This is a genomic window from Pseudomonas sp. B8(2017) (genome assembly GCF_002113575.1).
Lineage (GTDB): Bacteria > Pseudomonadota > Gammaproteobacteria > Pseudomonadales > Pseudomonadaceae > Aquipseudomonas > Aquipseudomonas putida_Z.
This window is the reverse complement of the sequence record NZ_NEIO01000002.1, coordinates 363,013-389,759: the sequence shown is the minus strand read 5'-3', so window position 1 is coordinate 389,759 and position 26,747 is coordinate 363,013. Positions and strand designations below refer to the sequence as shown.

Annotated in this window: 27 protein-coding genes; 14 read left to right on the top strand and 13 right to left on the bottom strand. The window is 62.2% G+C overall.

Features of this window, described 5'->3' with window-relative positions; genetic code table 11:
* Positions 1-20 precede the first annotated feature (20 nt).
* The 5 genes from CAG22_RS05225 to CAG22_RS05205 all read right to left on the bottom strand — a co-directional run bounded on the left by CAG22_RS05225 (position 21) and on the right by CAG22_RS05205 (position 5,226).
* On the bottom strand, positions 21-1,316 hold the full coding sequence (locus tag CAG22_RS05225; protein ID WP_085692744.1) for an FAD-binding oxidoreductase: 1,296 nt from the start codon (positions 1,314-1,316) through the stop codon (positions 21-23).
* 97 nt (positions 1,317-1,413) lie between these two features.
* Positions 1,414-2,253, bottom strand: a complete 840-nt coding sequence (locus tag CAG22_RS05220) for an ABC transporter substrate-binding protein (RefSeq protein ID WP_085692745.1) — start codon at positions 2,251-2,253, stop codon at positions 1,414-1,416.
* 61 nt (positions 2,254-2,314) lie between these two features.
* Complete coding sequence (locus tag CAG22_RS05215) at positions 2,315-3,079, bottom strand: amino acid ABC transporter ATP-binding protein (protein ID WP_085619546.1); 765 nt, start codon at positions 3,077-3,079, stop codon at positions 2,315-2,317.
* 15 nt (positions 3,080-3,094) lie between these two features.
* Entirely contained in the window at positions 3,095-4,060 is a 966-nt protein-coding gene (locus tag CAG22_RS05210; protein WP_085692746.1) for an amino acid ABC transporter permease, read from the bottom strand.
* Between the two features lie 284 nt (positions 4,061-4,344).
* Positions 4,345-5,226 (bottom strand): LysR family transcriptional regulator, encoded by an 882-nt coding sequence (locus CAG22_RS05205; protein WP_025339213.1) that lies wholly within the window; start codon positions 5,224-5,226, stop codon positions 4,345-4,347.
* Between the two features lie 170 nt (positions 5,227-5,396).
* On the opposite strand from CAG22_RS05205, the gene CAG22_RS05200 reads away from it, so the two are divergent.
* A complete protein-coding gene (locus CAG22_RS05200; RefSeq protein ID WP_013972567.1) occupies positions 5,397-7,040 on the top strand; it encodes an acetolactate synthase large subunit in 1,644 nt (547 codons plus the stop codon).
* Between the two features lie 197 nt (positions 7,041-7,237).
* Here CAG22_RS05200 and CAG22_RS05195 read toward each other — a convergent pair whose 3' ends face one another.
* A complete protein-coding gene (locus tag CAG22_RS05195) occupies positions 7,238-8,338 on the bottom strand; it encodes an NADH:flavin oxidoreductase (RefSeq protein ID WP_085704770.1) in 1,101 nt (366 codons plus the stop codon).
* A gap of 120 nt (positions 8,339-8,458) precedes the next feature.
* Between CAG22_RS05195 and CAG22_RS05190 the strand changes: the two genes are divergently transcribed.
* Positions 8,459-9,349: a LysR family transcriptional regulator gene (locus tag CAG22_RS05190; protein WP_085692660.1), complete on the top strand. Its 891-nt coding sequence runs from the start codon at positions 8,459-8,461 to the stop codon at positions 9,347-9,349.
* Positions 9,350-9,415: 66 nt separating this feature from the next.
* Here the strand turns inward: CAG22_RS05190 and CAG22_RS05185 are convergent, their stop codons facing one another.
* On the bottom strand, positions 9,416-10,213 hold the full coding sequence (locus CAG22_RS05185) for an SDR family oxidoreductase (RefSeq protein ID WP_025339211.1): 798 nt from the start codon (positions 10,211-10,213) through the stop codon (positions 9,416-9,418).
* Positions 10,214-10,322: 109 nt separating this feature from the next.
* On the opposite strand from CAG22_RS05185, the gene CAG22_RS05180 reads away from it, so the two are divergent.
* The gene (locus CAG22_RS05180) at positions 10,323-11,267 is read left to right on the top strand and encodes a GlxA family transcriptional regulator (protein WP_085692658.1); all 945 of its coding nucleotides are present in this window, start codon (positions 10,323-10,325) and stop codon (positions 11,265-11,267) included.
* 8 nt (positions 11,268-11,275) lie between these two features.
* On the opposite strand, the gene CAG22_RS05175 is transcribed toward CAG22_RS05180, so the two are convergent.
* Together CAG22_RS05175 and CAG22_RS05170 are read right to left on the bottom strand one after the other, a co-directional pair.
* Complete coding sequence (locus CAG22_RS05175) at positions 11,276-12,598, bottom strand: APC family permease (RefSeq protein WP_085589854.1); 1,323 nt, start codon at positions 12,596-12,598, stop codon at positions 11,276-11,278.
* 99 nt (positions 12,599-12,697) lie between these two features.
* A complete protein-coding gene (locus CAG22_RS05170) occupies positions 12,698-13,519 on the bottom strand; it encodes a carbon-nitrogen hydrolase family protein (protein ID WP_085704768.1) in 822 nt (273 codons plus the stop codon).
* A 162-nt stretch (positions 13,520-13,681) separates the two neighbouring features.
* On the opposite strand from CAG22_RS05170, the gene CAG22_RS05165 reads away from it, so the two are divergent.
* From CAG22_RS05165 to CAG22_RS05130, 8 genes are all read left to right on the top strand, one after another.
* Positions 13,682-14,470, top strand: coding sequence for a LuxR C-terminal-related transcriptional regulator (locus CAG22_RS05165; protein WP_085704766.1), 789 nt, complete (start codon positions 13,682-13,684; stop codon positions 14,468-14,470).
* Between the two features lie 205 nt (positions 14,471-14,675).
* Complete coding sequence (locus tag CAG22_RS05160; RefSeq protein ID WP_085704764.1) at positions 14,676-15,314, top strand: dTMP kinase; 639 nt, start codon at positions 14,676-14,678, stop codon at positions 15,312-15,314.
* Positions 15,315-15,355: 41 nt separating this feature from the next.
* On the top strand, positions 15,356-15,793 hold the full coding sequence (locus tag CAG22_RS05155; protein ID WP_085704762.1) for a YeeE/YedE family protein: 438 nt from the start codon (positions 15,356-15,358) through the stop codon (positions 15,791-15,793).
* Position 15,794: 1 nt separating this feature from the next.
* Positions 15,795-16,214, top strand: a complete 420-nt coding sequence (locus CAG22_RS05150) for a DUF6691 family protein (protein WP_085589846.1) — start codon at positions 15,795-15,797, stop codon at positions 16,212-16,214.
* Positions 16,215-16,320: 106 nt separating this feature from the next.
* Positions 16,321-17,238: a universal stress protein gene (locus tag CAG22_RS05145; RefSeq protein ID WP_085589844.1), complete on the top strand. Its 918-nt coding sequence runs from the start codon at positions 16,321-16,323 to the stop codon at positions 17,236-17,238.
* A gap of 69 nt (positions 17,239-17,307) precedes the next feature.
* On the top strand, positions 17,308-18,222 hold the full coding sequence (locus tag CAG22_RS05140; RefSeq protein ID WP_085589842.1) for a universal stress protein: 915 nt from the start codon (positions 17,308-17,310) through the stop codon (positions 18,220-18,222).
* Between the two features lie 39 nt (positions 18,223-18,261).
* Positions 18,262-18,882, top strand: coding sequence for a hypothetical protein (locus CAG22_RS05135; protein ID WP_085589840.1), 621 nt, complete (start codon positions 18,262-18,264; stop codon positions 18,880-18,882).
* 84 nt (positions 18,883-18,966) lie between these two features.
* Positions 18,967-19,470 carry a peroxiredoxin gene (locus CAG22_RS05130; RefSeq protein WP_085589838.1) on the top strand — a complete coding sequence of 168 codons (504 nt, stop codon included), beginning with the start codon at positions 18,967-18,969 and terminating at the stop codon, positions 19,468-19,470.
* Between the two features lie 173 nt (positions 19,471-19,643).
* On the opposite strand, the gene CAG22_RS05125 is transcribed toward CAG22_RS05130, so the two are convergent.
* Entirely contained in the window at positions 19,644-20,900 is a 1,257-nt protein-coding gene (locus CAG22_RS05125; RefSeq protein ID WP_085589836.1) for a cation:dicarboxylate symporter family transporter, read from the bottom strand.
* A 102-nt stretch (positions 20,901-21,002) separates the two neighbouring features.
* Entirely contained in the window at positions 21,003-21,428 is a 426-nt protein-coding gene (locus tag CAG22_RS05120; protein WP_025339200.1) for a VOC family protein, read from the bottom strand.
* Between the two features lie 152 nt (positions 21,429-21,580).
* On the opposite strand from CAG22_RS05120, the gene CAG22_RS05115 reads away from it, so the two are divergent.
* Complete coding sequence (locus tag CAG22_RS05115; protein ID WP_025339199.1) at positions 21,581-22,456, top strand: LysR substrate-binding domain-containing protein; 876 nt, start codon at positions 21,581-21,583, stop codon at positions 22,454-22,456.
* Positions 22,457-22,503: 47 nt separating this feature from the next.
* On the opposite strand, the gene CAG22_RS05110 is transcribed toward CAG22_RS05115, so the two are convergent.
* Positions 22,504-23,334 (bottom strand): oxidoreductase, encoded by an 831-nt coding sequence (locus tag CAG22_RS05110; RefSeq protein WP_085704760.1) that lies wholly within the window; start codon positions 23,332-23,334, stop codon positions 22,504-22,506.
* 127 nt (positions 23,335-23,461) lie between these two features.
* Between CAG22_RS05110 and CAG22_RS05105 the strand changes: the two genes are divergently transcribed.
* Both CAG22_RS05105 and CAG22_RS05100 read left to right on the top strand, forming a co-directional pair.
* Positions 23,462-24,352, top strand: a complete 891-nt coding sequence (locus CAG22_RS05105) for a LysR family transcriptional regulator (protein WP_075045265.1) — start codon at positions 23,462-23,464, stop codon at positions 24,350-24,352.
* Positions 24,353-24,454: 102 nt separating this feature from the next.
* The gene (locus CAG22_RS05100; RefSeq protein ID WP_085704757.1) at positions 24,455-24,913 is read left to right on the top strand and encodes a MaoC family dehydratase; all 459 of its coding nucleotides are present in this window, start codon (positions 24,455-24,457) and stop codon (positions 24,911-24,913) included.
* Between the two features lie 21 nt (positions 24,914-24,934).
* Here CAG22_RS05100 and CAG22_RS05095 read toward each other — a convergent pair whose 3' ends face one another.
* Complete coding sequence (locus CAG22_RS05095; RefSeq protein WP_085704755.1) at positions 24,935-26,722, bottom strand: thiamine pyrophosphate-requiring protein; 1,788 nt, start codon at positions 26,720-26,722, stop codon at positions 24,935-24,937.
* Between the last annotated feature and the right edge of the window lie 25 nt (positions 26,723-26,747).

Genomic DNA, 26,747 nt, shown 5'->3' with positions numbered 1-26,747 from the left:
GGCGATTCCTGGTTGTCGTTCTAGTTGTTGTACTGCGAGCGCGCTTCCTGGAACCGGTCCATCAGCTTCAGCCCGGCATACACCGCTTGTGCCGCAGCAGGCCCAAACGGTCCGCCGTTCCATTCCAGGCCATAGGCATCGAACAGGCGATAACGGTCGGTTTCGCCGCACACCGCCTCGGCGACTACCCTGGCGCCCACGGGTGCGGTGTTCATACCATGGCCCCCAAATGAAGTACAGGCCCACAACCCCGGGCCCAGAGGGCCGATGTGCGGCATCTTGTGGCGGGCGTAGCCCATCAGCCCGGACCAGGCCTTGGCGATTTTCAAACCCTGCAGCTGCGGATAAACGTTGAGGATGTCACGGGTCAGCAACTGCCCGAGGCGTTGTTCGTCCTGCAGATTGCGGGTGGTGATATGGCCACCCCACAGCAGGCGGTCACCTTCGACGATGCGGTAGTAATCCGAGGCGCGGCGGTTGTCGCCGACGGCATCCGTGGTACGTACCACGGCATTCAGGCGTTCACCCAGGTGTTCGGTGAGTACCACGTAGGTGGCGATCGGCAGGAAAGCTCGGCGCAGCCGGCCGAACTCGGCGCCGCCGTAACCGCCGCAGCAGTACACCACATCGGCACAGGTGACCGCGCCGTGGGCAGTGGTTACGCGGTGGCGCCCGGCCACGCGTGTTACCCGCAGCATGGGCGATTGCTCGTGGATACAGCCGCCGGCAAGCTCGACCAGCTCGGCCAGGCCCAGGCAGTAGTTCAGCGGGTGGAAATGAAAACCATGGCTGTCGCGCAGCCCCTGGTAGTAGCGGTCGGTGTTCAGGTGGCTACGTAGCGTCGGGGTATCCAGGTATTCCATCTCGAAACCGAAGTCACGGGCCATGCGGTCGCGGGTGCGCTGCAGGTTGTCGGCGTCGTCGTAGCGCACCACGCTGAGTTTGCCGGTGGTCGCGGCACAGCCTGGCAGCTGGTGGCGGGCGATGGTGTCGCGGACGATATCGACGCCCTCCAGTGACAGCCGGAACAATGCCGCTGCTGTCGGCTTGCCGCAGCGCCGCTCGATGGCCGACAGCCCTTCGGACCAGCCCTGCAGCACGAAGCCGCCATTGCGCCCTGAGGCCCCCCAGGCCACTCGCGCGGCTTCCAGCAATACCACCGAGCGCCCGCGCGACAGCAGTTCCAAGGCTACGCTCAGGCCCGCCAGGCCGCCGCCGATGACGCATACATCGGCCCGGGTTTCGCCGGCCAAAGCCGGGCGCTGCGAGGCCGGGCGCATGGTTCCGGTGTAGTAGTTGTTGCTGTAGCTGGACATCGGCTGGGTCATCCTTTTACTGAGCGTTGCAGGTTCTACGGGCACGCGGGGGCCGCACGCCCTTCAGCTGAGGGGCGCTGGCCTGTGGGTGATGGGGTTATTGCACTTGCGTGAGGTCGGCGCCGTACCACTTCTCGGACAGCTGCTTCAGCGTACCGTCGGCCTTCATGCTTTCGACGGCCTTGGCCAGTTCGGCATTGAAGGCGTCGTCGCCCTTGTCGGTGGCGATGGCCAGCGGTTCGTAGTAGGCGGGCTTGCCCTGCACCGGGGCAATCGGGTAACCGGCCTTGATCGCGCCCATGATGGTCGGCAGCGGCGACAGTGCGGCATCCAGGCGGATGCCGTTGCCCATGCGCAGGTCATCCAGCGGGCCCATGCTGTCGCCGTAGGTCTGCACATCACCAGGCTCCACGGTGTAGCTGAATGCAGGTACGTCCGCCGCGTCGATCTTCAGCCGGCGGTTGATGTAGTCCTCGGAGGTAGTGCCGGCCTCGACGCCGATGGTCTTGCCATTGAGGTCGGCAGCGCTGGCGCCGGCGGCATCCTTGTGCACTGCGAACATGTAGGGGGTGTAGTAGTAGATGGCCGGGAAGTCGAGTACGCGGCCACGCTCGGTGGTAGGCGTCATCGAACCGACCGACAGGTCCCAGCGGCTGGCCCAGCGCCCGGCAGTGATGATGCCGTACTCGGGGGTGACAAACGCTACCGTGGTGCCCATGCGCTTGCCGATTTCGTTGGCAACATCGATGTCGAAGCCCTTGAGGGTGTTGTCCTCGCCAAGGAACGACTGCGGTGGCCAGTTGGCGGCGGTGGCCACTTTCATGACCTTGCTCTGGTGGATGCGATCCAGGGTGGCGCCCGCCCAGGCGGCGCCGGTCATCAGGGCCAGGCTGCCGGCGACGGCAGTGAGGGCAAACAAGCGTGCAAGTGGGTTCATTCGGTAAGTCTCCGGGTATGCAATTGTTGTTGTGGTGTCGGCACAGCGGTAGACACAGGCCTCAGTGGCTGAGAATCTGCGAAAGGAACTCCCTGGCGCGGGCATGGCGCGGGTTGTCGAAGAAGTCGTTGGGCCGGGCCTGCTCGATGACCTGGCCTTGGTCCATGAAGATGATGCGGTCGGCGACCCGGCGGGCGAAGCCCATTTCGTGGGTGACACAGAGCATGGTGATGCCATCCTGGGCCAGCTCGCCCATCACATCGAGCACTTCCTTGACCATTTCCGGGTCCAGTGCCGAAGTGGGTTCGTCGAACAGCATGATCCGCGGCTTCATGCACAGCGCGCGGGCAATGGCTACCCGCTGTTGCTGGCCACCGGAAAGCTGGCCGGGGAACTTGTCGGCTTGGCTGGCGATGCGCACCCGCTCCAGGTACTCCAGGGCCAGGGCGCGGGCCTGGGCCTCGTTGAGCCTGCTGACCAGGCGCGGACCGAGCATCAGGTTTTCCAGCACGGTCAGGTGCGGGAACAGGTTGAACTGCTGGAACACCATGCCGACCTGGCGACGAATGGCGGCCACGCTGGCGGCATCACGGTCAAGCGGGTTGCCGGCAATCAGCACCTGGCCTTTCTGGAAGTCCTCCAGCAGGTTCAGGCAGCGAATCAGCGTGGACTTGCCTGAGCCTGACGGGCCGCAGACCACCACGATCTCGCCGCTGGCGATTTCCAGGTCGATACCCTTGAGTACATGAAAGTCGCCGTACCATTTCTGCAGACCGCGGATCGATACGGCGGCCTGGGCGGCAGCTGGGGTGACTACTTGGTTCATCGTGATGCTCCTCGATCAGCGGTGGGCGCGGTCGAAACGTTTTTCCAGGCGCGACTGCACGGCTTCGAGCAGGATCGACAGCACCCAGTACAGGACGGCGGCGGTAATCAGCATTTCCAGGTGGCGGAACTCTGCGCGGCCCTGTGTGCGAGCCAGGAACATCAACTCCCACACGCCGATCACCGACACCAGCGAGCTGTCCTTCAGCATGGAAATGAACTGGTTGCCGGTGGGCGGGATGATCAGTCGCATCGACTGCGGCAGGATCACCCGGGTCATTGCCTGGAAGGGGGTCAGGCCAATTGCTCGCGAGGCTTCCCACTGCCCGCGCGGGATGCTGCTGATGCCGGCGCGGAAGATTTCCGTCATGTAGGCGCCATAGCACAGCGACAGGGCCAGGATGCCCGCCGGCACTGCACCGACCACGTAGCCGAGTTGGGGGATGCCGAGATAGATCAGGTAGATCTGGATCAGCAGCGGTACACCGCGGAAGAACGAGGTATAGAAACTGGCGATGGCGATGGCGAAGCCGTTGGACGACAAGCGTGCAGTCGCACCCATCAGGGCCAGGACGAACGCGATGGCGATCGAGATCGTGGACACGTAGACGGTGGTGAACACCCCTTGGGTGATCATGAAGCCGACCTTGCTGGCGATGAAACTGTAAGACAGGTCGAAAGTGTCGAAGAACAGCAGGAACAGCAGCAACAGTTCGAACCAGACGGTAATTACCTGGGCCCGTAGCGCAAAGCGGCCGAGGATGAACAGATTCAGCACCAGGGTGACGGCCAAGGTGCCGGCCACGGCGATGTTGCGCATTAGCGGTGCCTGCAGGTCGAGCACGATCGGGCCCATCAGCCGGGCCAGGCTACCGTCGCCCACACCGTAGAAAAGGGCGAGTGCAAAGATCACGGCGGTGGCCAGGGCCATGAACGCAGGGTTGTCGGTCGCACGCGGTTTGACGATATGGTCTCTGTACATGGGGTCGTGCCTCACGGAGCTGGGCTCGTTTGTTGTTGTGAGGCCATTGTAGGGAGGCGAAGCGCAGGCAAGAACCTGACGGATTGCAACGATTGACAGGTTTGTAATGGCATTTGACGGGTGCATTGCCTGACATTTGCTGCCTGGCCCCGTCAAATCGTTTGCCACCGGATGCGCCGGTATTCGCGGCTAAAGCCGCTCCCACAGGGATCAGTGCAGGCTTGCGGTATGCACAACCCCTGTGGAAGCGGCCTTAGCCGCGAAGAGGCCGGAACAGGCTGGTATCAACGCTCCAGGTAATGGGTCTGCGCGGCAAAATCGATGAAGCGCTTGCTGGCCAGCGACAGGTATTCCCCCGAGCGCCAGCACAAGCGGAAGCTCATCTGCTGCGCTGGCTGGAACGGTACGCCGACAATGCCCGGCGTGCGTTGTTGCACCGAGCGCAGCAGGGTCGCCACGCCCATGTTGTCCAGCGCGGCCTGTACCACCAGCGATACGAAGTTGCTCTGCAGTGCTACCTGGTACGTGATGCCATGTTCGGCGAAGAACGCATCCAGCAGGTGGCGCTGCACGAAGGTGCGGTCGAATACCACCATGTCGGTATTGCGCAGGTCCTCGGCCGTGAGGAAGGCCTTGCCGGCATAGGGATGGTCAGGGTGCATGCACGCCAGCATCTCGTCGCTGCCCAGCAGGATCGATTCCTTGTCGGGCGGCACGCGCCTGGACTCCAGCAGCGCCAGGTCGATTTCCCGTTGTTCCAGGCGATGGCCAATGTCCTCGGCACTGCCTTCGAACACGGTCATGGCAATGCCCGGGTACAGCTGGCGGAAGGCGTTCATCAAGCCGGGCACATAATGCAGGCCGAACATCGGCGGGATACCCAGGCGCACCTCGCCGCGCTTCAGGTCGGCCATGTCGCGCAGTTCTTGCCGGGCCACATCCATTTCGCGCAGGGCCGATTCGATACGTGGCAGGAAGCGTTCGCCCTCGGCTGTGAGGATGACTTTGCGCGTGGTGCGGTTGAACAGGGTGACGCCCAGTTCTTCTTCCAGGCGGGTAACAGCCATGCTCAGTGCCGGCTGGGCAATATGCAGGTGCTGCGCGGCTTTGGTGAAGCTGCCTTGGCGCACGATCTCGACGCAGCAGCGCAATGCCTTGAGGTTCATTGAGGGGGTTTACCGTTCATAACAAACTGTGATGCCAAGCATCATAACAATATATTTATTATTATTAACCAGAGGGCCTACGATGCGCGCCACTGAGACATCCTGCAACATCTCAGTCACGCAGCTTAATAAATCTGCAATCCCACAAAGATTTTGAGGTAGTACCCCAAATGGCCAAGGCCGCCGATGTCGTTGTGCAATGCCTGGAAAACGAAGGTGTCGAGTATGTATTCGGCATTCCTGGTGAGGAAAACCTCGACCTGCTCGAATCCCTGCGCAAGTCGAAGATCAAGCTGGTACTTACCCGTCACGAGCAGTCCGCAGGTTTCATGGCTGCCACCTATGGTCGCCTGACTGGCAAGACCGGCGTCAGCCTGTCGACCCTCGGCCCTGGCGCCACCAACCTGGTCACCGCCAGCGCCTACGCCTACCTGGGCGGCATGCCGATGATGATGATCACCGGCCAGAAGCCGATCAAGAAGTCCAAGCAGGGCCGTTTCCAGATCATCGACGTGTGCGGCATGATGGACCCCATCACCAAGTACACCCACCAGTTCGCCTCCGCCGACAACATCCCTTCGCGCATGCGCGAAGCCTTCCGCCTGGCTGAAGAAGAAAAGCCGGGGGCCGTGCACCTGGAGCTGCCGGAAGACATCGCCGCCGAGCAGACCGACGCACTGCCGATCCCGCCAAGCCTGCACCGCCGTCCGCTGGCCGAGCACGTGGCGATCGACGCTGCCGTGCAAAAGCTGCTGAACGCCCGCAACCCGATCCTGGTGATCGGCGCCGGCGCCAACCGCAAGATGACCGCCAAGGTCCTCAAGCAGCTGATCGACAAGACCGGCATCCCGTTCATCACCACCCAGATGGGCAAAGGTGTGGTCGACGAGCGTCACCCGCGCTTCCTGGGCAACGCCGCGCTGTCGTCGGGTGACTTCGTGCACCGCGCCGTCGAAGCTGCCGACCTGATCGTCAACATCGGCCACGACGTGATCGAGAAGCCACCGTTCTTCATGGTCCGTGGCGGCACCGAGGTCATCCACATCAACTTCCGCTCCGCCGAAGTCGATGCCGTGTACTTCCCGCAGGTGGAAGTGATCGGCGACATCGCCAACGCCGTATGGCAGATCAGCGAAGCGCTGAACGACACATCGCACTGGGACTTCACCCGCCTGATGGCCATCCGTGAAGCCAACGAAGCACAGATCGCCGAAGGTGCCGACGACAACCGCTTCCCGGTCTACCCGCAGCGCATGGTCGCCGACATCCGTCGCGTGCTGCCGTCCGAAGGCATCGTTGCCCTGGACAACGGCATCTACAAGATCTGGTTCGCCCGCAACTACAAGGCGCACAAGCCGAACACCGTACTGCTGGACAACGCCCTGGCGACCATGGGCGCCGGCCTGCCATCGGCCATGGCCGCGCACCTGGTGCACCCGGACCGCCCGGTGATTTCGGTTTGCGGCGACGGCGGCTTCATGATGAACAGCCAGGAGCTGGAAACTGCGGTACGCCTGGGCATGCACATCACCGTGGTGATCCTGCGTGACGACGGCTACGGCATGATCCGCTGGAAGCAGGCCAACATGGGCTTCACCGATTTCGGCCTGGACTACGGCAACCCGGACTTCGTCAAGTACGCCGAAGCCTACGGTGCCAACGGCCACCGCGTGGAAAGCGCCGAAGGCCTGCTGCCGCTGCTCGAGCACTGCATCAAGACCCCGGGCGTGCACGTGATCGACTGCCCGGTCGATTACAGCGAGAACGACCGCATCCTCAACAGCGAGCTGCGTGAGCGCGCGCTGGCGGTGTAAGGCCTGACAGGTACGGCGCCACCTGAAGGCTGGCGCCGAACCTGTGTAGGAGCGGCCTTGTGTCGCGATGGGCCGCAAAGCGGCCCCCAGATTTCAGCGTCAACGCCACAATCGCCGGGGCTGCCATGCAGCCCATCGCGACACAAGGCCGCTCCTACAGGGACAGCGACCTGCCTCAGAATCCTTGACAGCATCGCTCAAAGGGCGAGTTCGGTGTCCTTGATATTGGCAATCGGGCCGAGAATGGCTGGGTCGAACGGCGCAAGCGCCTGTTGGCTCGCCAGGCGCCGCGGGTAGTCCGGATTTGCCAGCGCTGCCTTGCCGAGTGCAACGATATCGGCACCCTCATCCAGAACACTGTCGGCACGCTGCACATCCTGCAAGCCACCATTGGCAATCAGCAGGGCCCCAGGCGCATAACGCCGTGCCAGCTTTACCAGGCTGGCAGCACTGCTGGAAAATGCAGGTTGCCAGGCTTCGTGCTCGGTGACATGGATGAAGTCGACGCCCACATCACGCAGCGAGCCAAAGATGGCTTCCGCGTCCCGCTCGCCACCCGCCCACTTGTGCCCGAAGTCGTTGACCTTGCCTTGGGAAATACGCACGCCAAGCGGCACATCACCCACGTTGGCGCGAACGGCCCTGACCACCTCGAGCGTCAGTTGCACGCGCCGCTCGGTGCTGCCACCCCAGCGATCGCTCCGTTGGTTGCTGTAGTCGGTAAGGAACTGGTCGAGCAGGTAACCGTTGGCACCGTGAATCTCGATACCATCGAAACCGGCGACCTGCATGGCCCGTTTTGCGGCATTGGCGAAACCGGTGATGGCATCGGCAATGTCTTCATCGGTCATGGCTTTGGGCTCTGCATAGCGCCCATCCCCATGGTAGAACGGCATCTGCTCGCCTTTGGGCCGAACCGCCGAAGGCGCCGTGGTTTCGCGCTTGAAACGGTTGCCTTGGCTCAACGCGCCCGCATGCATCAGTTGCGCAAACACCGCGCCCTGGTGGGCGTGTATCCGTTCGACGACTGGTCGCCAGGTACTTGCCTGCTGCTCATCCGTCATGCCGGGCTGGTACCGGTAGCCCTGCGAGTACTGCTGGTCGGTATACAGGCCTTCAGTGATGACCAGGCCAAAGCCGCCCTTTGCGAAACGTTCGTAGTAGTGGGCCATGGCTGCCGTGGCATCACCGGTTTCGCTCGCGCTGACGCGGGTCATGGGCGCTACCGCCAGGCGATTGGGCAATGCCAGCCCAGCAATATCTATTTGCGTTAAAGTGCGTGTTTTGAAAGCTGTCATCGGATTTCTCTAGGATCAGGGCGCGCACACTATGGCGCCTATGTACTGAGGCTACTGTTGGATGTACGCCTGACCAAGGTAGGCCGCAGAGAAGCCGGTATAACGCCAAAGGATATGATCATGCTCGTTGCCGACCTGCGGGTTTTCCTCGCTGTCGTCGCCGCCGGCACCCTGTCAGCGGCAGGCCGCCAGCTCGATGTGTCGCCCATGCAGGTATCACGCAGGCTTGCGGCGCTGGAGGAAGAACTTGGCGTGCGCCTGTTCCATCGAACCACCCGTGCCGTGGCCCTGACGGCTGAGGGTGAAGCGCTGCTGCCGTATGCCAGGACCATGACGGAAGCCGAGGACAGCGCGCTTGGCGAGTTGCGGCCGTCATCAAGCACCGTCAAAGGGCTGTTGCGTATTACAGCGCCCAGTGTTTTCGGCCAGGGCATCGTGGTTGGGCTGCTGCCGCAACTGCTCGCTCGGTACCCGGACCTGCGCATCGACCTGGATGTGTCGGACAAACTGGTGGACCTGGTCGGGCAGGGCCTTGACCTGGCCTTGCGCGTAGCGCCCCTGGCCGACTCGGAACTGGTGGCGCGCAAGATTGCCCCCAACCCGAGGGTGCTGTGCGCAGCGCCCGCTTACCTGCAGCAGCACGGCCAGCCGCGCACGCTGGCGGACCTGGAGCAACATGCCTGCATCATGCTGCAGGCTGTGCCACGCTGGCCGTTCGTGGTCGACGGGGGCCCGCAGCATCGACGCATGCAGGCGCGGGTGAGTACCAGCAGCGTGGAGGCTGTCAGGTCGGCCGCTGTTCAAGGATTAGGCATCGCCATGCTGGCTCATTGGGACGTGTTCCAGCACATCCGTGACGGCCTGCTGGTGGAGATCACGCTGCAGGACGCACAGATGGAGCAGTTGGCCGTCTGGGCGGTGATGCCGACCCGTCGCTACGTACCGGCACGGGTGAAAGTGTTTCTCGAGGCGCTGGAAGGGGCGCTGGCGCGTCACGGCCGGCCAGCTTGAACCGCCCGCCCGCGAAGAGGAGCACAAATGTATCCCTCGCGCGGGCCTTCGACCAGGCAACCAGTTTCAGCTGGCGCTGTAGCGCGGTGCCAGCCGGTTACTGGAAAGCTCACCGAACAGGGCCTGACGGTTGCTCTCGTAGGTTGTGTAGCGCTGCAGGTCATGCAGGGCAGGGATGGAGATCAGTACCTTGTTTTCGAAGTCCTGCAGGGCGCCTTCGACCAGGTCGTCAACCGACATCACGATACCTGGGTCGAGGTTCTCCACCGGCAAGCCGCCAATCGCCCAGAAGTCGGTGGCCGTGGCGCCCGGCAGCACGGCCTGGACCTGGATGCCGTGTGGCGAAAGTTCCTTGTACAGCGACTGGGTGAAGGCGGTGACGTACGCCTTGCTGGCGCCATAAACGCCATTGAGCAGCTCCGGGACCAGGCTGACGACCGACGAGATATTGATCACTGCACCTTGCTGGCGGGCAACGAAGCCTGGCGTCACGGCATAGGTAAGGCGGGTGAGGGCGGTGACGTTGAGGCTGATCATCTCGGCCATGCGTTCGACATCGCTTTCCAGCAGGGGGGTATGGGTGCCGATACCGGCATTGTTCACCAGCAGGGTGATGCTCGCGTCTTCACGCAACTTGCGCTCGACCCGGGCGAGTTCATCGGGGCTTGCCAGGTCTGCCGGGAAGACTTCGACACTTTGCCGGGTTTCCTGGCTGATGCGGCTGGCCAGCGCATTGAGGCGGTCACGGTTGCGTGCGACCAGCACGAGGTCATAGCCGAGGCGGGCCAGGCGCTCGGCGTATACCGCGCCGATACCCGAGGAGGCGCCGGTAATGAGGGCGGTGCCTTTGTGCGAGTGAGTCATGATTCAAGCTCCAGTGGTTGGGGGACTGGGGCCATGATGCGGTAGATTTTCACTGGCTCAAATGACGTATATGGTAGTGTTTCAGGACGCTACCAGACGGAGCCCGGTCATGCATCGCATCGGCTATCTGATCACCGAAGGTTTTCAAATCATGGGCCTGGCCACGCAGACGGTGTTCGAGGTCGCCAACCTCGTCGCCGGGGAGGCGTTTTACCGGGTGCAGAACTTCTCGGTAGATGGCGGCATGGTCCGCTCATCGCTGGGCATGCCCATCGAAACCCTGCCGATGGCTGCACCAGGCCTGGCTGACACCTGGATGGTCAGCGGTACCTTGACCCCCGAGACGCCCCCCGCCGATGAGGTGCTGGCGTGTGTGCAAGGCTTTGTTGCCAGTGCGCGCAGGACCGCCGGGTTGTGTACTGGCACCTTCGTGCTGGCGCAGGCCGGCGTGCTGGACAATCGCCGGGCCACCACCCACTGGGCCTATGCCAAGGCACTGCGCACCCTGCACCCCAAGGTCGAGGTCGACGATGACCGGATCTTCATCATCGATGGGCCGGTCTGGACATCGGCGGGAATGACCGCAGCGCTGGACATGGCGCTGGCCATGGTGGAGAAAGACCTGGGGGCAGAGCTGGCCAGGTCGGTGGCGCACAAGCTGGTGATGCATCAGCGGCGCTCGGGCGGGCAGTCGCAACATTCCGAACTGCTCGCCCTGGCGCCGAAGTCGGACCGCGTCCAGAGCGCCCTGGAATACGCCCGCCAGCACCTGAGCCGCCCGCTCAGTGTCGAAGAGCTGGCCGGTGTGGTGCACCTGAGCCCCAGGCAGTTCACCCGGGTGTTCACTGCCGAAACCGGGCAGTCCCCGGCCAAGGCCGTGGAGAACCTGCGCCTGGAGGCTGCCCGCCTGATGATCGAGCAAAGCCGGCACAGCCTGGACGTGGTGGCCAGGGAGACCGGCTTCAGAGACCGCCGGCACCTGCGCGAGGTGTTCATCCGCGGGTTTGGGGTGCCGCCGCAGGCGGTGCGCAGGGATGCCAGGCGAGTGGTCTAGAGGGCCGCTCAGGCTTCCTCGAAATGCATCTCCGGTGGCTTGCGCTTGAAACCACGGGTAATCACGGTCAGGTAGAGCACCCCGAGGCAGAGCCAGCCTGCCCCCAGGTAGATCGCCAGGTGATCGAGACTCGCCATCAGCCACAAGGTGGAGGCAAAGCCCACCAGGGGGAATGCGAGGTACATCAGCAGCGCGTTGGCACCGCGCTGCTGCATGGCAACCCAGTAGTGGAAGATCACCGCCAGGTTGACCAGGCTGAAGGCGAGAAAGGCACCGAAGTTGATGAACGAGGTAGAGGTCGTCACGTCCATGCGCAAGGCGAGCAGGGCGACCACCCCGCACAGGATGATGCTGGGCACCGGCGTGCTGAAGCGCTCGCTCAGCTTGCCGAAGAATGACCTGGGCAGCACGCCGTCACGCCCCATTGCATACAGCAGCCGGGAGGCGCTGGCTTGCGCCGACAGGCCCGAAGTGAACTGGCCGACGATCAGCCCCAGCAGGAAAATGCTGACGAAGATGTCGCCACCGATGTTCTGGGCAATTTCATAAGCCGCCGCGTCGGCGTTGGCAAAGTCGGTGGACGGGTGAGCGAGCTGAACGAAGTAGCTGCAGGCGATGAACAACCCGCCGCCGATCAGGGTGATCAGCAGGATGGCTTTCGGGATGTTCTTGCGTGGTTCCTTGGTTTCTTCAGTCAGGGTGCTGACCGCGTCGAAGCCCAGGAATGAATAGCAGGCAATCGCCGCACCGCTCATGATCAGCGGCAACTGGGTGCCTTCCTTGTAGAACGGCTCGAGGGTCCACAGCGGCACCGTGGGGTCGCCCCAGACATAATGCACCGCGAGTGCAACGAACGCGGCCAGCACCAGCAGCTGGATGAACATCAACAGGCCATTGACGGTCTTGGCCAGCCGCAGGCCGATCACATTGATCGTCGTGGTGATGCCGATGAATGCCAGCACCCAAATGGCTTGCGGCACGCCCGGGAACGCCGAGTGCAGATAGGCCGCGCCAATGAGCCAGATCGCCATGGGCAGGAACAGGTAGTCGAGCAACACCGCCCACCCGGTGATGAAGCCCAGCTGCGGGCTGATCGATTTGCGCACGTAGGTATAGGCGGACCCGGCGACCGGAAAGGCGCGCGCCATGTGGCCGTAGCTCAAGGCGGTAAAGAGCATGGCGATGGCGGCAGCGAGGTAGGCTGCGGGTACCCTCCCTCCCGTGGTCTCGGCCAGGATACCGAATGTGCCCAGGACGATGATGGGGGTCATGTAGGCGATGCCGAAAAGCACCACCGAGCCCAGCGAAAGCGTTCGCTTGAGTGTGGCCATTACTGCTTGCTCCAGCTTGTGATTGTTATTCAGAGTCGAACACGCTGCCGTCCCTGGCGGCCTTGCATTCCAGTAAGAGAGCCTGGAAGGGTGGAATATTCAGGAGGGGATGATCAGTTCGCGAAGGCCGTTGGCGTGCTCGACCTGTTCCCCCGGCAGCTGGATGCGGCGCTGGGCGATGTAGGTGTAGTCGCGCCGTGACTGCTGCAGTTGCTCCATGGCCAGCTCGACGGTCATGCGGCACTCGCCACGGCCGGCTTCGCACAGCAACTGGCCGTACGGGTCGACGACGGCACTGCCGCCAGCGAAAACCAGGCCGCCATCACCGTCGCCTACGCGGTTGACCATGACCGCGAAGGCCTGGTTTTCCATGGCGCGTGCGGTGATGGCGGTTCTGTGGGTGGGCCCGTACGGGTCCATGTTGCCGTTGGTGACGATGATCAGTTCTGCGCCCAGCTGCCCCAGGGCGCGGGCGGTTTCAGGGAATTCGATGTCAAAGCAGATCAGCAGGCCGACACGGATGCCTTTGAACAGGGCTGTCGCAAAACGGTCGCCTGGGGTGAAAACCCCGCAGTCAGATGCCCAAAGGTGGGTCTTGCGGTAGGTGAGCGCTACGCCTTCAGGCGTGACCAGCACGGTGGTGTTGTAGAAACGGCCGTCGCCTGCGGCTTCGGCCATCCCGACGACCACGGCAACATTCTGCGCTTGTGCGGCCTGTTGGACTGCCGTGATGCTCGGGCCATCCAGTGGCTCGGCGATGCGGCCGATGTTTTCTTCGGTTGGGAAGCCCATCAGCTGTGTTTCCGGAAAGACCAGCAGATCGGTATCGGCGCCGCAGTTGCCGATCGCCTCGATGGTGCGCTGCAGGTTGTATGCGGTATCGCCATCGCGACCGGCCAGTTGGACAAGCTCTACCTTCATTTCCAATCCTCGACTAACGGCTTCGACCGCCATGCCCTGGCGGCATGGGGTGTAAAAAACGATCCCGGTACAGGTTCGCTCAGCGTAAGCTAGCCCGGATTATGGGGTGGTCATCATGGCGGGGGGTATTACGCCCACGTGGTAACCCAACAGGGGTAGAGGATGAATTTTACGCTGCACGACATCGCCTGGCACCGATCGGTAGGCCAATTGATCGAAACCCTCGACAAGGACCACTTCTGGACAGCCCTGGTGCGGTTGCTGAACGAGTACGTTGCCTGCGACAGCTGGGTTGCGCTGCTGTTTTCCGCAGGGCGCCCGCAGGTGTTCGCCGAATGCCCCAGTGCAGACGGCAACCCTGACCCGCTGTTCCAGGACTACCTGAACGGCCTGTACCTGCTGGACCCGTTTTACGTGGCCAGCCGAGAGGCTGCGGCGTCCGGCCTGGTGCGCCTGGCGGATGTGGCCCCTGAGTGTTTCGAGCAGACGGACTACTACCAGCGCTATTTCCGGCTTAACGTGGTTGCCGATGAAATTCAGTTCAACGTGCAGCTGGATGCGCAGCGCACGCTGTGCCTGTCGTTGGGTAGCAAGCGCCGGTTCAGCATCGAGCAGGTCACCCTGCTGGGACTGTTGCGGCCGTGGGTCACTGCGCTGATGCGCCAGCGGATGACCTTCGAGCGGGAGTTGCTGGAAGAGGCCACCAAGCCCGCGCCGCACTGGCAAAGCCGCATGGAGGACAGGGTCGAGCAGATGGAGTCGCCGCTGACCGGGCGTGAGCTGGAGGTGGGCCGGCTGATGCTCAGCGGGTGTTCCAGCAAAGAGATCGCGCGCAAGCTTGAAATCTCCGTGGAGACAGTGAAAGTGCACCGCAAGCATATGTACAGCAAGCTGGGTATCAAATCGCAGTCGGAGCTGTTTTCGCTGTTTCTTCAGGCCCAGCTGGGTTGATTCCGGCCAACTTCATGCCCCCTCTCATGGGGCTGCACATGACTTGTTGCTTTGGCAGGGACCCTGTGTGTGGGGTTACCCGCGAACACCGGCTTGGCCGGTGCCATCCACCGCGTCGCCTGCTTCGCGGGCATGCCCGCTCCCACAAGGACCGCGCTGGCACCCAGGCCTGCGCTGCATTTTCAGATTCGACTGGTAATCAGAAATGACCCGCCCGCTGTTTGTTTCCATCGATGGGCCCAAGGGCACCGGCAAGACCACGCTTCTGGAGGCGGTTACCAAGGCCCTGAGGGCTGACAACAAGAAAGTGATCCGGCTTTGCGAGAAAAAAAGCGACCCCTACCGGGGGGAAACCATGGCCCTCGTCAATCAACTGGTCAGAAACCCCTCCCGGGACCTGGAATTGAGGGTTTGCGAGCGCTTCGCCGAAAGCCGTGCGTGGATTTCCCGGCACGTGCTGCCCAGGCAGCCAGTAGACAGCATCATCCTGATCGATCGCTGGTACCCGTCTGATGCCGCATTTCGCCGTAGCGTGGCGTTCGACGAGATCCTGCGCCTGAACCTCGAGCGAAATGTGCAAGTGCCCGATTTGCATGTCGGCGTTGTCACGGCCCCTGATACTTCATGGACAAGGGCCGCGGCACGAACGCGCGGGTTGGGCAGTACGGTGATCCATAGCCTGGACGAGCAGGTTGCCTGTACCGAGGCGTTCGAACGTGCGGTTGTGGAACACGGCTGGGTACTGTGCCGTAATGAAGGGGCCATCGAGGATGCAACGCGGCAGGTAGTGGCCGAGATCGATGGCGTGCTTCGACCACGTCATCGCTTGCGCTGCGAGCACTGAAACTTTAATCCAGTCATGTTCCTGTCCCAGGGAGAAATACGATGACAATCGATTCGCTGGCCTTTACGCCATGGTCCGCGCTGGCCGGTGGTGTGTTGATCGGGCTGGGGGCTGGCCTGTTCGCTGTGGTGAACGGCCGTATTGCGGGAATAAGCGGTTTGCTTGGTTCGATGCTGCAGCGAGGCGGGGAAGGGCGCAGGGAAAAACTGGCCTTTCTTCTGGGGTTGCTGGCAGCACCGCTGCTGTGGGGGATATTTGCCACGCTGCCGTCGCCGCGCTTCACCACCGCATCGTGGACACTCATCGCAGCGGGCCTGCTGGTAGGGCTCGGCACCCGCTACGGCAGCGGTTGCACCAGCGGCCACGGCGTCTGTGGCCTGTCGCGCCTGTCACCCCGTTCGGCAGTGGCAACGCCGTGCTTCATGGCCACCGGTTTTGCCACGGTGTATGTGGTCCGCCACCTCGTACAAGGGGCCTGACATGCCAGTGTTCAGTGGTTTTATCGCCGGGCTGCTGTTCGGCGTGGGGTTGCTGCTGGCAGGCATGGCCGACCCCGCCAAGGTGCTCGGTTTCCTCGACATTGCCGGGCAATGGGACCCTTCGCTGGCGTTGGTGATGATCGGGGCGATTGCCGCGGCATGGTTGCCGATGCGCTGGGCGCGCGGTCATTCAATGGCACTGCTGGGTGGGGCGATGCAATTGCCCGGCCGACGTGATGTGGACCGACGTCTTATCGGTGGCAGCCTGGTATTCGGCATTGGCTGGGGGCTTGCGGGCATCTGCCCGGGGCCGGCTTTGGTGCTGCTGCCTGCAGGGTACTGGCAGGCCTGGCTGTTCGTCGCTGCGATGCTGGGTGGCATGGGGTTGTTCCAGTGGCTTCAGGTTCGCCGTGCTAGCTGATGGTCGGGCTGCCTGAGAAAACCGGCTGGACTATTGATAGACATCAATATGGCAGGGCGCCGCTGGCACATGATCGAGTGACACATCCAGGCCGCAGAGGTGTGCCATGTCCAACCCGCAAAGACTACTGCTCATCGCGTCACCATTGATGCGTCGCACCCCGGTCTATGACCGTGCCGCAGCGCTGGCCAAGGCCAAGGGAATGGCGCTGCACATCGTGGCATTCGATTACCTGGAAGGGCTGGCCACGGCGGGCCTGGTCAATGACCAGGCACTGGCCACCATGCGCGACGGGTATGTGCAACAGCACCGCCAATGGCTGGAATCCCAGGCGCTGTCGATGCGGCGCAACGGCGTGACAGTGACCACCGAGGTGGTATGGGCCCAGCATCCGCTGGATGAAATCCTGGTGCATCTGCGCGAGCAGCCGTTCGCCATGCTGGTCAAGGCGTTCGAGCACGAACCATGGTGGATGCGCGCGATGTTCACCTCGCTCGATATCCAGTTGTTGCGCGAAGCACATGTTCCACTGCACCTGGTGCACAAGGCCGAGCACGCCCTGCCGCGCAGGATTCTCGCAGCCGTGGACCTGTCCCGGCCGGACGATCAGTATGCGGGGTTCAACGACCGGATCATCAGCGAAGCGCTGAAACTTGCGCTGCAATGCAACGCAAGCCTGGACGTGCTGTATGCCTACGATCTGGGCTCCATGTACCTGGATGCTGGCGGCAATCGGGAACATTCGTTCCTGTTCGATTCAAACCTGGCCCAGACCCTGCACGAGGCCCAGAGCGACGCTTTCCAGGCATTGGCGGAGCGCAACGGGATCGCCGCCGAACAACGTCACATGCGGGTAGGGGACCCGGCCAAGGTCCTGGCACTGTTCATGGAAGCCAACGCCATCGATGTGGTTGTGATGGGAAGCCATCATCACCATGGCGTCGGCTGGTTCATTGGCAGCACCACCGAGCGGGTACTGCACCGGTTGGGCAACAGTGTGCTGATTGTTTCGCCCGAGCGTTGAACGGCAGGGGCCTTGGCTATCCGTAGCCAGAGGCTATTGATCATCGCCACATCCGGCCGGAGGTTTTCCATGGGCCATTATCGACAACTGCTGGTGCTGCTCACCGACGTTGACCCGCATTCGGCCGCTTTGCGCAGGGCCCTGGCCCTGGCGCATGCAAGCGGCGCCGCCGTGCATGTGCTCGGGTTGTTCGAGCCCGTCGAGGAACATCTGCTGCGCGAAGAGCGCTTGAATGAGGCCGATGAACAGCGCCAGTACGAGGAATTTCGGGAGCGGCTTGCGGGGCTGATCGAGCGGCACCGGTCCGGTGGTGTCCCGCTGACGCACGACAGTGTGTACGCCGACGACCTGCGTAGCGAGGCCATCGACTACATCACCGAGCTCCAGCCCGATATGGTCATCAAGGACAGCGAGGCCACACCGGTACTGGCGCGCGTGTTCGGCACACCGCTGGACTGTATGCTGATGCGCGCGACCAAGGGGCTGACGCACTTTGTGCCCAAGGCCGCCACGGCATTGCCGAAACGCATACTGGTAGCCGTGGATACCGCCTTGAGCGAAACCCCCGACGCCCAGGCTGCGTTCAATCGGGCGCTCATCCAGTCAGCACGAGCGTTGGCACTGCAGTGCGACGCTCGGCTGGACCTGTTATCGGCATACAACCTGGCCGGGGTTTTCGCCGCCGATATCAACCTCACCCAGACGTGGATCGATGAAATGCGCGATGCCTTGCAGGCGAGCTTCGACACGCTGGCCGATAGCCAAGGCGTTCCCCAGGAGCGCCGGCACTTCAAGGAGGGGCCGCCGGTGCAGGTGATTCGCGAGCAAGTGCTTGCCTTGGATATCGATGTCGTGGTGATGGGCGTCGTTCAGCCCAAGGGGCTGGACAAGCTGCTGGGCGATACCACCGAACGTATCGTCAGCAAGCCGCCATGCAGTGTGCTGGCGGTTCATCCCCGTGTAATCGATACGTGGGAGCCGTAGCGCCAGCCCCCGTGCATTGACGGCGATGCGGGAGGTGTCATGGATACACAAGCAAGGGCAAAGCTCAGGGCCTGGTTAAAACGCCCCCGGGGCAGTTTTGGCTGGATCGCAGCGATCGCCACGTTGGTGCTGGTGGCCTCTGTTTACCAGGCGCTGAGCCCGGTATGGCGGCTGCCAATGCGTACCCCGGCAGTGCTGCTGGCTTTGTTTGCATTGAGCGCAGCAGTCGGATGGGCCGTGCAGCGCAGCGTCAAGCGCATGGTTGGCAATACCATTTTCACCGGTGGCGCCATCGGCTGGCAGGCAAGGCTCAAGCGCATCCGGGCGGTGGCCAGGGAGTCGAACATTCTGTTGGCCATGTTGGCGTTGATGGCAGGGTTTGGCGCAGGCACGCTATGGCTGGCCGGGCGTACCGTGGAGAACATCGTCAATGCGTGCGAGGCCAATTTCCAGGCTCAGGCCGCTGTTCCGCAAAACGCGCCTATCGTCGCACAGGTGGCAAATCCGGTCTGCCAGTGCCTGGCACAGACGTTTCTGGATCGCAACGGGGTGATTCGGCTGGCGCTGTTCAATACACCGCTACTGGACGCGAGTACATTGAAGGGCGTTACCGCAATTGATGAGCGGCGGTGCCTCGAGCAACTGGATCTGTTGCTTTGATCATTGTCAAAGCGGTGCACCATGTACGAACCCTGGTGGATTGCTGCATCATGCCCGGCCAATTACCGCCCCAGGGAGACAGCGATGATCAAGACTGGCGATACACTGCCCGACGTAACGCTTTACCAGTACAGCAACGGCGAGGGCGGCTGTGCGATCGGCCCGAACGCGTTTTCCCTGCACGAGCGCTGCAAGCAGAAAAAAGTGGTGATCTTCGGCTTGCCTGGTGCCTTCACGCCAACCTGTTCGGAGCGGCATGTTCCGGGCTACGTGGCTGCGGCACAAGATCTGTTCGCTGCCGGGGTTGCCGAAATTCTCTGTGTTTCGGTCAATGATGCATTCGTCATGAATGCCTGGGGCGCGAGCCTGCAGGTGGGCGAGGCGGTCAGGATGATTGGCGATGGCAACGGTGAGTTCAGCGAGGCGCTGGGCCTGATCCAGGACCTCTCGGCACGCGGCATGGGCCGGCGTTCGCAACGCTATGCCATGTTGGTCGACGACCTGGTGGTCAGGCACATCGCGGTCGAAGCACCCGGCAAGTTCGAGTGCAGCGACGCTGCAAGCATGTTGGCTGTTTGTAAGCCCTGAAGGCATACACCGTTACTGTGGGAGCGGGCGAGCCCGCGAAACGGCCACCGCGGTGCATGGCACCGGCTGCGCCGGTGTTCGCGGGCACGCCCGCTCCCACAGGGGATGTGACCCGCTCTCGAATACTGTTCCCTGCGCGACAGCGCAGCTCGAAGGGCTGGGCAATTGGCCCGTCAACCTTTACTCGCCGCCTCACGCCGGGATGGTTTCAACTGAACCCCCTCCCAGCGGGCAATCACCAGTGGCGCTATTGCATTGCCGAGCACGTTCAGCGTGGTAGTCCCGCTTTCGATCACTCGGAAGATGCCTGCCACCAGCGCCACAGCATCGAGGGGAAGCCCGGCAGATGCCAGCGTGGCCGAGAGGATGATGATTGCGAAGCCTGGAACACCGGCTGCGCCCTTGGAGGTGAGCACCATGGTCACGACCAGCAGTATTTGCTGGGACAGTGTGAGGTCTATACCGTAAAGCTGGGCGATGAAGATCGTCGCGACTCCCAGGAAAATCGACGCCCCATCCAGGTTGAACGCATACCCGACCGGTACTACGAAGCTGACGATACGCCTGGGAACACCATAGTGTTCAAGCTTCTCCATCAGCTGTGGCATTACCGCCGCGGATGCCGCACTCGAGCACGCCAGGATCAGCTCATCCTTGAAATAGCGGACAAGCTTCGACAGGTTCTCGCCGATCAACAGGCAGATGCCGCCAAGTACGATCAGTGCGAAGAGGATCAGTGCCAGGTAAACGACCCCGATCAACTTCATCAATGGCAGCAGGGAGGCGAAGCCGAAGGTTGCCACGGTGGAACCGATCATGCCGAACACCCCAATGGGCGCGTATGCCATGACATAGTTCACCAGCTTGAACATTGCGTCGGCGGTGCCCTGCAGTGTTGCCACGACTGGCGCACTCTTTTCGCGCGGCAAGGCGTTCAGGGCCATGCCGAACAGTACCGCGAAGAACAGGATGGAAAGCAGCTTGCCTTCGGACAGCGACTGGAAGAGGTTGTCCGGCACAATGTTCTGCAGGATCAGCAAAGCGCCTTTGGCAGGTTCCGATTTAATGCTCGCATCGCCTCCCGCCATGCCGGCGATCACCGTACCTGAACCAGGCTCCAGAAGATTGGCCAGCACGAGCCCGACAATGATGGCCAAGGTGGTGATTGCGAAAAAGTAGCCGAGGGACTTGACCCCCATACGGCCAAACGACTTGTTGTCGCCACCCCCTGCAATGCCGAGCACCATGCAGCAGAAGACGATGGGCACGACAATCATCTTCATCATCTTGATGAAGATGTCACCCAGGGGTTTGAGCACTTCACTGCTGACCCATTGTTGATGTTCCGGGTGTGTATTCAAGAACCAGCCAACGCCGATGCCGAGCAACAAGCCGATAACGATCTGCCAGACCAGTGGGACTTTTTTCATGACGCCAGCCTATTTTTATTGATTTAAGGTGTGCTGCGCTGTTGGCAGTAATTGAAGGCGTGAGCGAAGGGCTCACGCCCGGGGGCACGCGGGCAAACAACGCTATTTGGCGAAGATCTGCCCCATGTCCTTGAAGGCTTTGAACTCCAGCGCGTTACCACACGGGTCGAAGAGGAACATGGTGGCTTGCTCGCCCACCTGGCCTTTGAAGCGGACGTAGGGCTCGATGACGAATTCGGTACCCAGGTCGGTCAGGCGCTTGGCAAGCGCTTCCCACTCGTCCCACTGCAAAATCACGCCAAAGTGAGGGGCTGGCACATTGTGGCCGTCTACCGGGTTGCTCAGCGCATGTTCCTGGTAGGGCATCTTGGGATGTTCGTGGATGACCAGTTGATGGCCATAGAAGTTGAAGTCGACCCATTGGGCTGCGGAACGTCCTTCTTCAAGGTTGAACACCTCGCCGTAGAACTTGCGAGCCGCGGGAATATCGTAAACCGGAATGGCGAGATGGAAGGGGGACAGGCTCATCAGAAACTCCTTGAGGGCTATGGGTAACGACCTGTGAAGCAACAGGTCGTCATTGGGGGGGGGGCTTGTTTCTCGTTTTTGCCGATTCTAGGAGTGGCCAAATAATAAAAAAATCAATATATTTTTCTTAAAAACACAAAGGAAAATTGTGAATGATCCGCGAGCTCAAGACCCTGATTGCCGTGGCCCGGGAGGGCACGTTCGCTGCAGCCGGGCTCAAGGTGAACCTGACCCAGGCGGCCGTAAGCGCGCAGATGCAGAGGCTGGAGGCCGAACTGGGGTATGAAATCTTTGAACGCAAAGGCCGCAACGCCCAGCTGAACAGGCGCGGGCAGCAGATTCTGGAGCAGGCCCAGGAGCTCGTCAGGCTCTACAACAGCCTGGGTTCCAGTGCTCAGGGTGTGGCGCCTACCGTGCAGGTAGAGGTCGGCGCTATCGCGTCGGTACAGAGGTCACTGCTGCCACAAGCACTGGCGCAGTTTCATGGCGCCCGGCCTGAATGTCGCACGCGGATCATCCCTGGCCTGTCGCTGGAGCTGCTGAGTGCGGTAGATGCCCGGGAAATCGACATCGCCGTGATCATCAGGCCGCCGTTCGAATTGCAAAGCGATCTTCACTGGACAACGTTGGCAAGCGAGCCTTACAGGCTGATAGTTCCAGCCGGGCTCGCGGATGCCGAGTGGAGCGAAATGCTTTCGACCCAACCCTTCATTCGCTACGATCGCTCGTCATTTGGTGGGCGCCAGGTCGACCGCTTCCTTCGACAATTTCATTTCAATACCAGAGACGTGTGCGAACTGGACGAACTGGATGCCATCACCGAACTGGTCGGGAAGGGTGTGGGGGTAGCGTTGGTGCCACAAACAGTCAGCCGAGACGCCTGGCCTGCCTCCGTGCGCGCCTATGATCTTGGCGGCCACACGTTTCATCGCGACATTGGCCTGGTTCACCCTGCAAACGTTGCCTTGAGCGTGCAGGTTACGCTCTTGGTCCAGCTGATTGTCGAGGCGGCTGTTCAATGCCACTGACAACCTGAACCGGCGCACCCGGTTCAGGTTTGGCAGGCCAGCGACGGCTACGCGGCAAAGTCGGTAGATAGCGACAGGTCCCGCCACTGGGCCAGTTCTTGCTCGACCGCGCTGTTCTTGGCCTCGATGCGCGCGACGGCGTCGCTGCCCAGCGCCAGGCGCAGTGGCGGGTTCGCCGCATTGGCCAGGGCCAGCAGGGCTTCGGCCAGCTTCGCAGGGTTGCCGGGCTGGGCATGGTTGGCCGCCTCGGCGTAGTGGCGCATGACGCCGACGGTGGCTGCGTAGTCAGGCAGCTCCAGCGCCGTCTTCACCAGCGATTGGTCATCCAGGAAGTCGGTACGGAAGAAGCCCGGCTCGACCACGGTCACCTTGATCCCCAAGGGGGCCAGCTCCTGGTGCATCGCTTCGCTGATGCCTTCGACCGCGAACTTGGTCGAACCGTACACCCCCCAGCCCATGTAGGCCTGGTAGCCGCCGAGCGACGAGATGTTGATCACGTGGCCGCTGCGTTGGCGACGCATGTGGGGCAGTACGGCGCGGGTTACGTTGAGCAGCCCGAAAACGTTGGTGGCGAACAGCCGTTCGGTTTCGCTGGCGCTGGTTTCTTCTACCGCGCCGAGCACGCCAAAACCGGCATTGTTGACCAGCACGTCGATTTGCCCGAAATGCTTGATGCCAGCAGCGACCGCCGCATGGGCGTCCTCTTCGCGGGTCACATCCAGGCGCACGGCCAACAGGTTCGGGTGCCGGCCAAGGCGAGCCTCGATGTCTTCCGGGTTACGCGCCGTTGCGATGACGGCGTCACCCGCTGCCAAGGCCTGTTGGGCGATCAGGGTGCCGAAACCGCGGGAAGCGCCAGTAATGAGCCAGGTACGCATGTCAACTCCTCCTGTATCCGACCCTGCACCATGCGGGCCTTCTCGATGAGTTGAGCGAACTTTAAAATCTGCGGATTGCTGTGATAATCCCATGAATATTACATAGGCCTTTGAGTAGCTTTCAGCAATGAAGCCAACCAGCACCGCCGACCTGTCCCTGTTCCTGTGCATTGCCCGCCACCTGAACTTCAGCCGCGCGGCGGTCGAGCTGGGCCTTACGCCCTCGGCCCTCAGCCATGCGCTGCGGGCCCTGGAAACCCGTCTTGATGTTCGCCTGTTCAACCGCACCACGCGCAGTGTGGCGCTTACCGAGGCCGGGGAGCGTCTTTACCAGAGGCTGCAACCGGCCTTTCGGGACATCGCCGACGCGCTGGAGGACCTCAACAACTTCCGTGACAAACCGTCAGGCAACCTGCGTATCACCGCCGGGCGCGCCGCAGTTGAGCTCGCGCTACTGCCACTGGCCAATCGCTTTCTGCTGGCGTATCCGGATATACGCCTGGAAATCGTCAGTGACGATGCGCTGGTGGACATGGTGGGCACCGGCTTTGACGCCGGCGTGCGCCTGGGGGAGCGACTCCAGGCGGACATGGTTTCGCTGCCCATCGGCCCTTACCTTCGTTCGGTGGTGGTGGCGGCGCCCGCGTTCTTCGATCGATATCCTGTTCCACAGCACCCGCAAGACTTGAAGCAGCTACCTTGCATCGGGCACCGCTTCCCAGGTGGCGCACTTTATCGATGGGAATTCGAGCGCGGGGGCGTGCAACTGGAGGTCGATGTCCAGGGGCCCTTGGTATTGGGTGACGTCAGCCTGATGCTGGCGCCTGCCTTGCAAGGGCTCGGCCTGGCCTATGTGTTCGAAGACATGGCCAAGGAGCACCTGGAGCGTGGCCATCTGCAGCAGGTGCTGGGGGACTGGTGTCACTACTACCCGGGGCTGTATCTGTACTACCCGAGCCGCCGCCAGGTGCCTGCGGCGCTGCGGGCCTTCATCGAGTTCGTACGGGAGCAGCGCTAGCGTGAGCGTGGCTTTTGGAGGCAGGTAGGAAAGGGCTAAACTGGCGCCAGTTCCAGCGCGTTTCGCTTTGCCGTCGCTGCCTGCATACCCCGGAGGTAACTCATGGCTTCTGCACCTGAAAGGCTCTTTTTCGAGGACTTGCAAGTAGGTGAGTCCTTCATGAGCGGCTCGTATGAAATGACCCAGGAACGGATCCTGAGCTTCGCCTCGGAGTTCGACCCCCAGCCATTCCATACGGACCCCGATGCTGCCCCAAAAACCTTTTTTGCTGGGCTGGCTGCTAGCGGCTGGCATACCTCCGCAGTCACGATGCGGTTATTGGTAGAGAGTGTTCCTGTGGCCGGAGGGCTCATCGGGGCCGGCAGCGAAATCACCTGGCCAAGGGCCGTGCGACCAGGTGACCTGCTGCGAGTGACCACAACCATAAGGGAGCTTGCCACGTCGAAGTCTAAGCCTGACCGGGGCTTCGCTGTCCTTGAAAGCATCACGCTCAATCAGGACGATGCCGTATGCCAAACCACCGTTTCAAAGGTATTGGTGTTTCGCCGGGCAGATGTGTAAGGCCCCGCTGCCGCGCACATCTCATCTCTTGCCCGGCAATACCGAACCGAGAACTTGCCTGGCCGTCTGCACGATGACCCCAGCCTGGTCCGGGTCGCCCTTGAGCAGGCTGCTGGCGAACTTCTTCGCCTGTTCAAGCTTGATGTGCGGCGGCAAGGGAGGTACGTCCGGATCGGTCTTGAACTCGATCAACACCGGCCGGTCAGCCGCCAGGGCTCGCTCCCAGGCGCCGGCAATGTCTTCTTCGCGTTCCACATAGATGCCTTGCAAGCCGATGGAGATGGCGAACAGATGGTAGGGCACATCAGGAATCGTCTGTGAGGCCTCGAACTTGGGGTCGCCCTCCATTACCCGTTGCTCCCAGGTCACCTGGTTGAGGTCTTCGTTGTTGAACACCGCGCAGATCCACTGGGGGTTTTCCCACAGGCGCCAGTACTTGGCGACGGTGATCAGCTCGGCCAGGTTGTTCATCTGCATCGCCCCGTCACCCACCAATGCCACCACGCTGTGCCGCGGATGGGCGAACTTGGCGGCGATGGCATAGGGTACCGCCGCGCCCATGCTGGCCAGGCCACCGGACAACGAACACTGCATGCCCTGGCGAATCTGCAGGTCGCGGGCAAACCAGTTGGCGCAGGACCCGGAGTCGCTGGTGACGATGGCGTGGTCGGGCAGGCGAGGGGAGAGTTCGTGCACCACGCGCTGGGGGTTGATCGGGTCGGCCTTGACCAAGGCGCGTTTCTGTAAGGTCTTGTCCCAGTCTGTGCGCCAGCCTTCGACCTTGTCGCGCCAACGGCGCTCGGTCTTGTGTTCGAGCAATGGCAGCAGTGCCCGCAGCGTTTCGCTGGCGTCACCGACCAGGTTGACCTCCATGGGGTAGCGCAGGCTGAGCATGTCTGGCTGCAAATCGATCTGCACGCCACGGGCCTGGCCTTCCTCAGGCAGGAACTCGGCGTAGGGGAAGCCGGAACCGATCATCAGCAAGGTGTCGCATTCGCTCATCAACCGATAACTCGGTTCGGTACCTAGCAGCCCGATGGCGCCGGTGACCCAGGGCAGGTCGTCTGGCACTACGGCCTTGCCCAGCAGCGCCTTGGCCACGCCTGCACCAAGCGTTTCAGCTACCGCGATCACCTGTTCGGTGGCTTGCAGTGCGCCGGCTCCGACCAGGATCGCCACTTTTCGTCCAGCGTTGAGTACCTCGGCGGCACGTTGCAGGTCCTGCTCGAAAGGCACCACCCTGGGCCTGCTGTAGCCGATGCCGGAATGCACCGTGCCATGGGCTTTCGGTGGTTCGTGGTAGGGCAGGTCCTGCAGGTCGTTGGGCAGGATGATGGCGGTGACCCGGCGTTCGCCGACGGCGGTACGTACGGCGCGATCGAGCAAGTGGCGCACCTGTTCCGGGGTCGAAGCCTGCTGGACGAAGGCACCTGCGACGTCCTTGAACATCGACAGCAGGTCCAGCTCCTGCTGGTAATGCCCGCCAAGCGCTGCTCGCGCCTGCTGACCGACGATGGCCAGCACTGGCTGGTGATCCATGCGCGCGTCATACAGGCCGGTGAGCAGATGTGAAGCGCCGGGGCCGGAGGTGGCAATGCACACGCCCAATTCGCCGGTGAACTTGGCATGGGCGCTGGCCATGAAGGCAGCCATTTCCTCGTGGCGTGCCTGGATGAACTGGATCTTGCCCTCGGCCCGGCTCAACGCCCCGAATACACCGTTGATGCCGTCGCCGGGGTAGCCGAAGATGCGCCGCACCCCCCATTGATACAAACGCTCCACCAGAAAGTCGCCTACCGTGCTGGTCATTGCCTTCTCCCGTCCTGTGACCGAT

Coding starts and splice junctions, on each gene's coding strand:
- CAG22_RS05200 (WP_013972567.1), top strand. CDS start 5,397: ATGGCCAAGGCCGCCGATGTCGTTGTGCAATGCCTGGAAAACGAAGGT.
- CAG22_RS05170 (WP_085704768.1), bottom strand. CDS start 13,519: ATGAAGGTAGAGCTTGTCCAACTGGCCGGTCGCGATGGCGATACCGCA.
- CAG22_RS05225 (WP_085692744.1), bottom strand. CDS start 1,316: ATGTCCAGCTACAGCAACAACTACTACACCGGAACCATGCGCCCGGCC.
- CAG22_RS05125 (WP_085589836.1), bottom strand. CDS start 20,900: ATGAAAAAAGTCCCACTGGTCTGGCAGATCGTTATCGGCTTGTTGCTC.
- CAG22_RS05165 (WP_085704766.1), top strand. CDS start 13,682: ATGAATTTTACGCTGCACGACATCGCCTGGCACCGATCGGTAGGCCAA.
- CAG22_RS05155 (WP_085704762.1), top strand. CDS start 15,356: ATGACAATCGATTCGCTGGCCTTTACGCCATGGTCCGCGCTGGCCGGT.
- CAG22_RS05210 (WP_085692746.1), bottom strand. CDS start 4,060: ATGTACAGAGACCATATCGTCAAACCGCGTGCGACCGACAACCCTGCG.
- CAG22_RS05140 (WP_085589842.1), top strand. CDS start 17,308: ATGGGCCATTATCGACAACTGCTGGTGCTGCTCACCGACGTTGACCCG.
- CAG22_RS05190 (WP_085692660.1), top strand. CDS start 8,459: ATGCTCGTTGCCGACCTGCGGGTTTTCCTCGCTGTCGTCGCCGCCGGC.
- CAG22_RS05150 (WP_085589846.1), top strand. CDS start 15,795: ATGCCAGTGTTCAGTGGTTTTATCGCCGGGCTGCTGTTCGGCGTGGGG.
- CAG22_RS05095 (WP_085704755.1), bottom strand. CDS start 26,722: ATGACCAGCACGGTAGGCGACTTTCTGGTGGAGCGTTTGTATCAATGG.
- CAG22_RS05120 (WP_025339200.1), bottom strand. CDS start 21,428: ATGAGCCTGTCCCCCTTCCATCTCGCCATTCCGGTTTACGATATTCCC.
- CAG22_RS05185 (WP_025339211.1), bottom strand. CDS start 10,213: ATGACTCACTCGCACAAAGGCACCGCCCTCATTACCGGCGCCTCCTCG.
- CAG22_RS05100 (WP_085704757.1), top strand. CDS start 24,455: ATGGCTTCTGCACCTGAAAGGCTCTTTTTCGAGGACTTGCAAGTAGGT.
- CAG22_RS05105 (WP_075045265.1), top strand. CDS start 23,462: ATGAAGCCAACCAGCACCGCCGACCTGTCCCTGTTCCTGTGCATTGCC.
- CAG22_RS05110 (WP_085704760.1), bottom strand. CDS start 23,334: ATGCGTACCTGGCTCATTACTGGCGCTTCCCGCGGTTTCGGCACCCTG.
- CAG22_RS05145 (WP_085589844.1), top strand. CDS start 16,321: ATGTCCAACCCGCAAAGACTACTGCTCATCGCGTCACCATTGATGCGT.
- CAG22_RS05135 (WP_085589840.1), top strand. CDS start 18,262: ATGGATACACAAGCAAGGGCAAAGCTCAGGGCCTGGTTAAAACGCCCC.
- CAG22_RS05180 (WP_085692658.1), top strand. CDS start 10,323: ATGCATCGCATCGGCTATCTGATCACCGAAGGTTTTCAAATCATGGGC.
- CAG22_RS05160 (WP_085704764.1), top strand. CDS start 14,676: ATGACCCGCCCGCTGTTTGTTTCCATCGATGGGCCCAAGGGCACCGGC.
- CAG22_RS05205 (WP_025339213.1), bottom strand. CDS start 5,226: ATGAACCTCAAGGCATTGCGCTGCTGCGTCGAGATCGTGCGCCAAGGC.
- CAG22_RS05220 (WP_085692745.1), bottom strand. CDS start 2,253: ATGAACCCACTTGCACGCTTGTTTGCCCTCACTGCCGTCGCCGGCAGC.
- CAG22_RS05195 (WP_085704770.1), bottom strand. CDS start 8,338: ATGACAGCTTTCAAAACACGCACTTTAACGCAAATAGATATTGCTGGG.
- CAG22_RS05215 (WP_085619546.1), bottom strand. CDS start 3,079: ATGAACCAAGTAGTCACCCCAGCTGCCGCCCAGGCCGCCGTATCGATC.
- CAG22_RS05115 (WP_025339199.1), top strand. CDS start 21,581: ATGATCCGCGAGCTCAAGACCCTGATTGCCGTGGCCCGGGAGGGCACG.
- CAG22_RS05130 (WP_085589838.1), top strand. CDS start 18,967: ATGATCAAGACTGGCGATACACTGCCCGACGTAACGCTTTACCAGTAC.
- CAG22_RS05175 (WP_085589854.1), bottom strand. CDS start 12,598: ATGGCCACACTCAAGCGAACGCTTTCGCTGGGCTCGGTGGTGCTTTTC.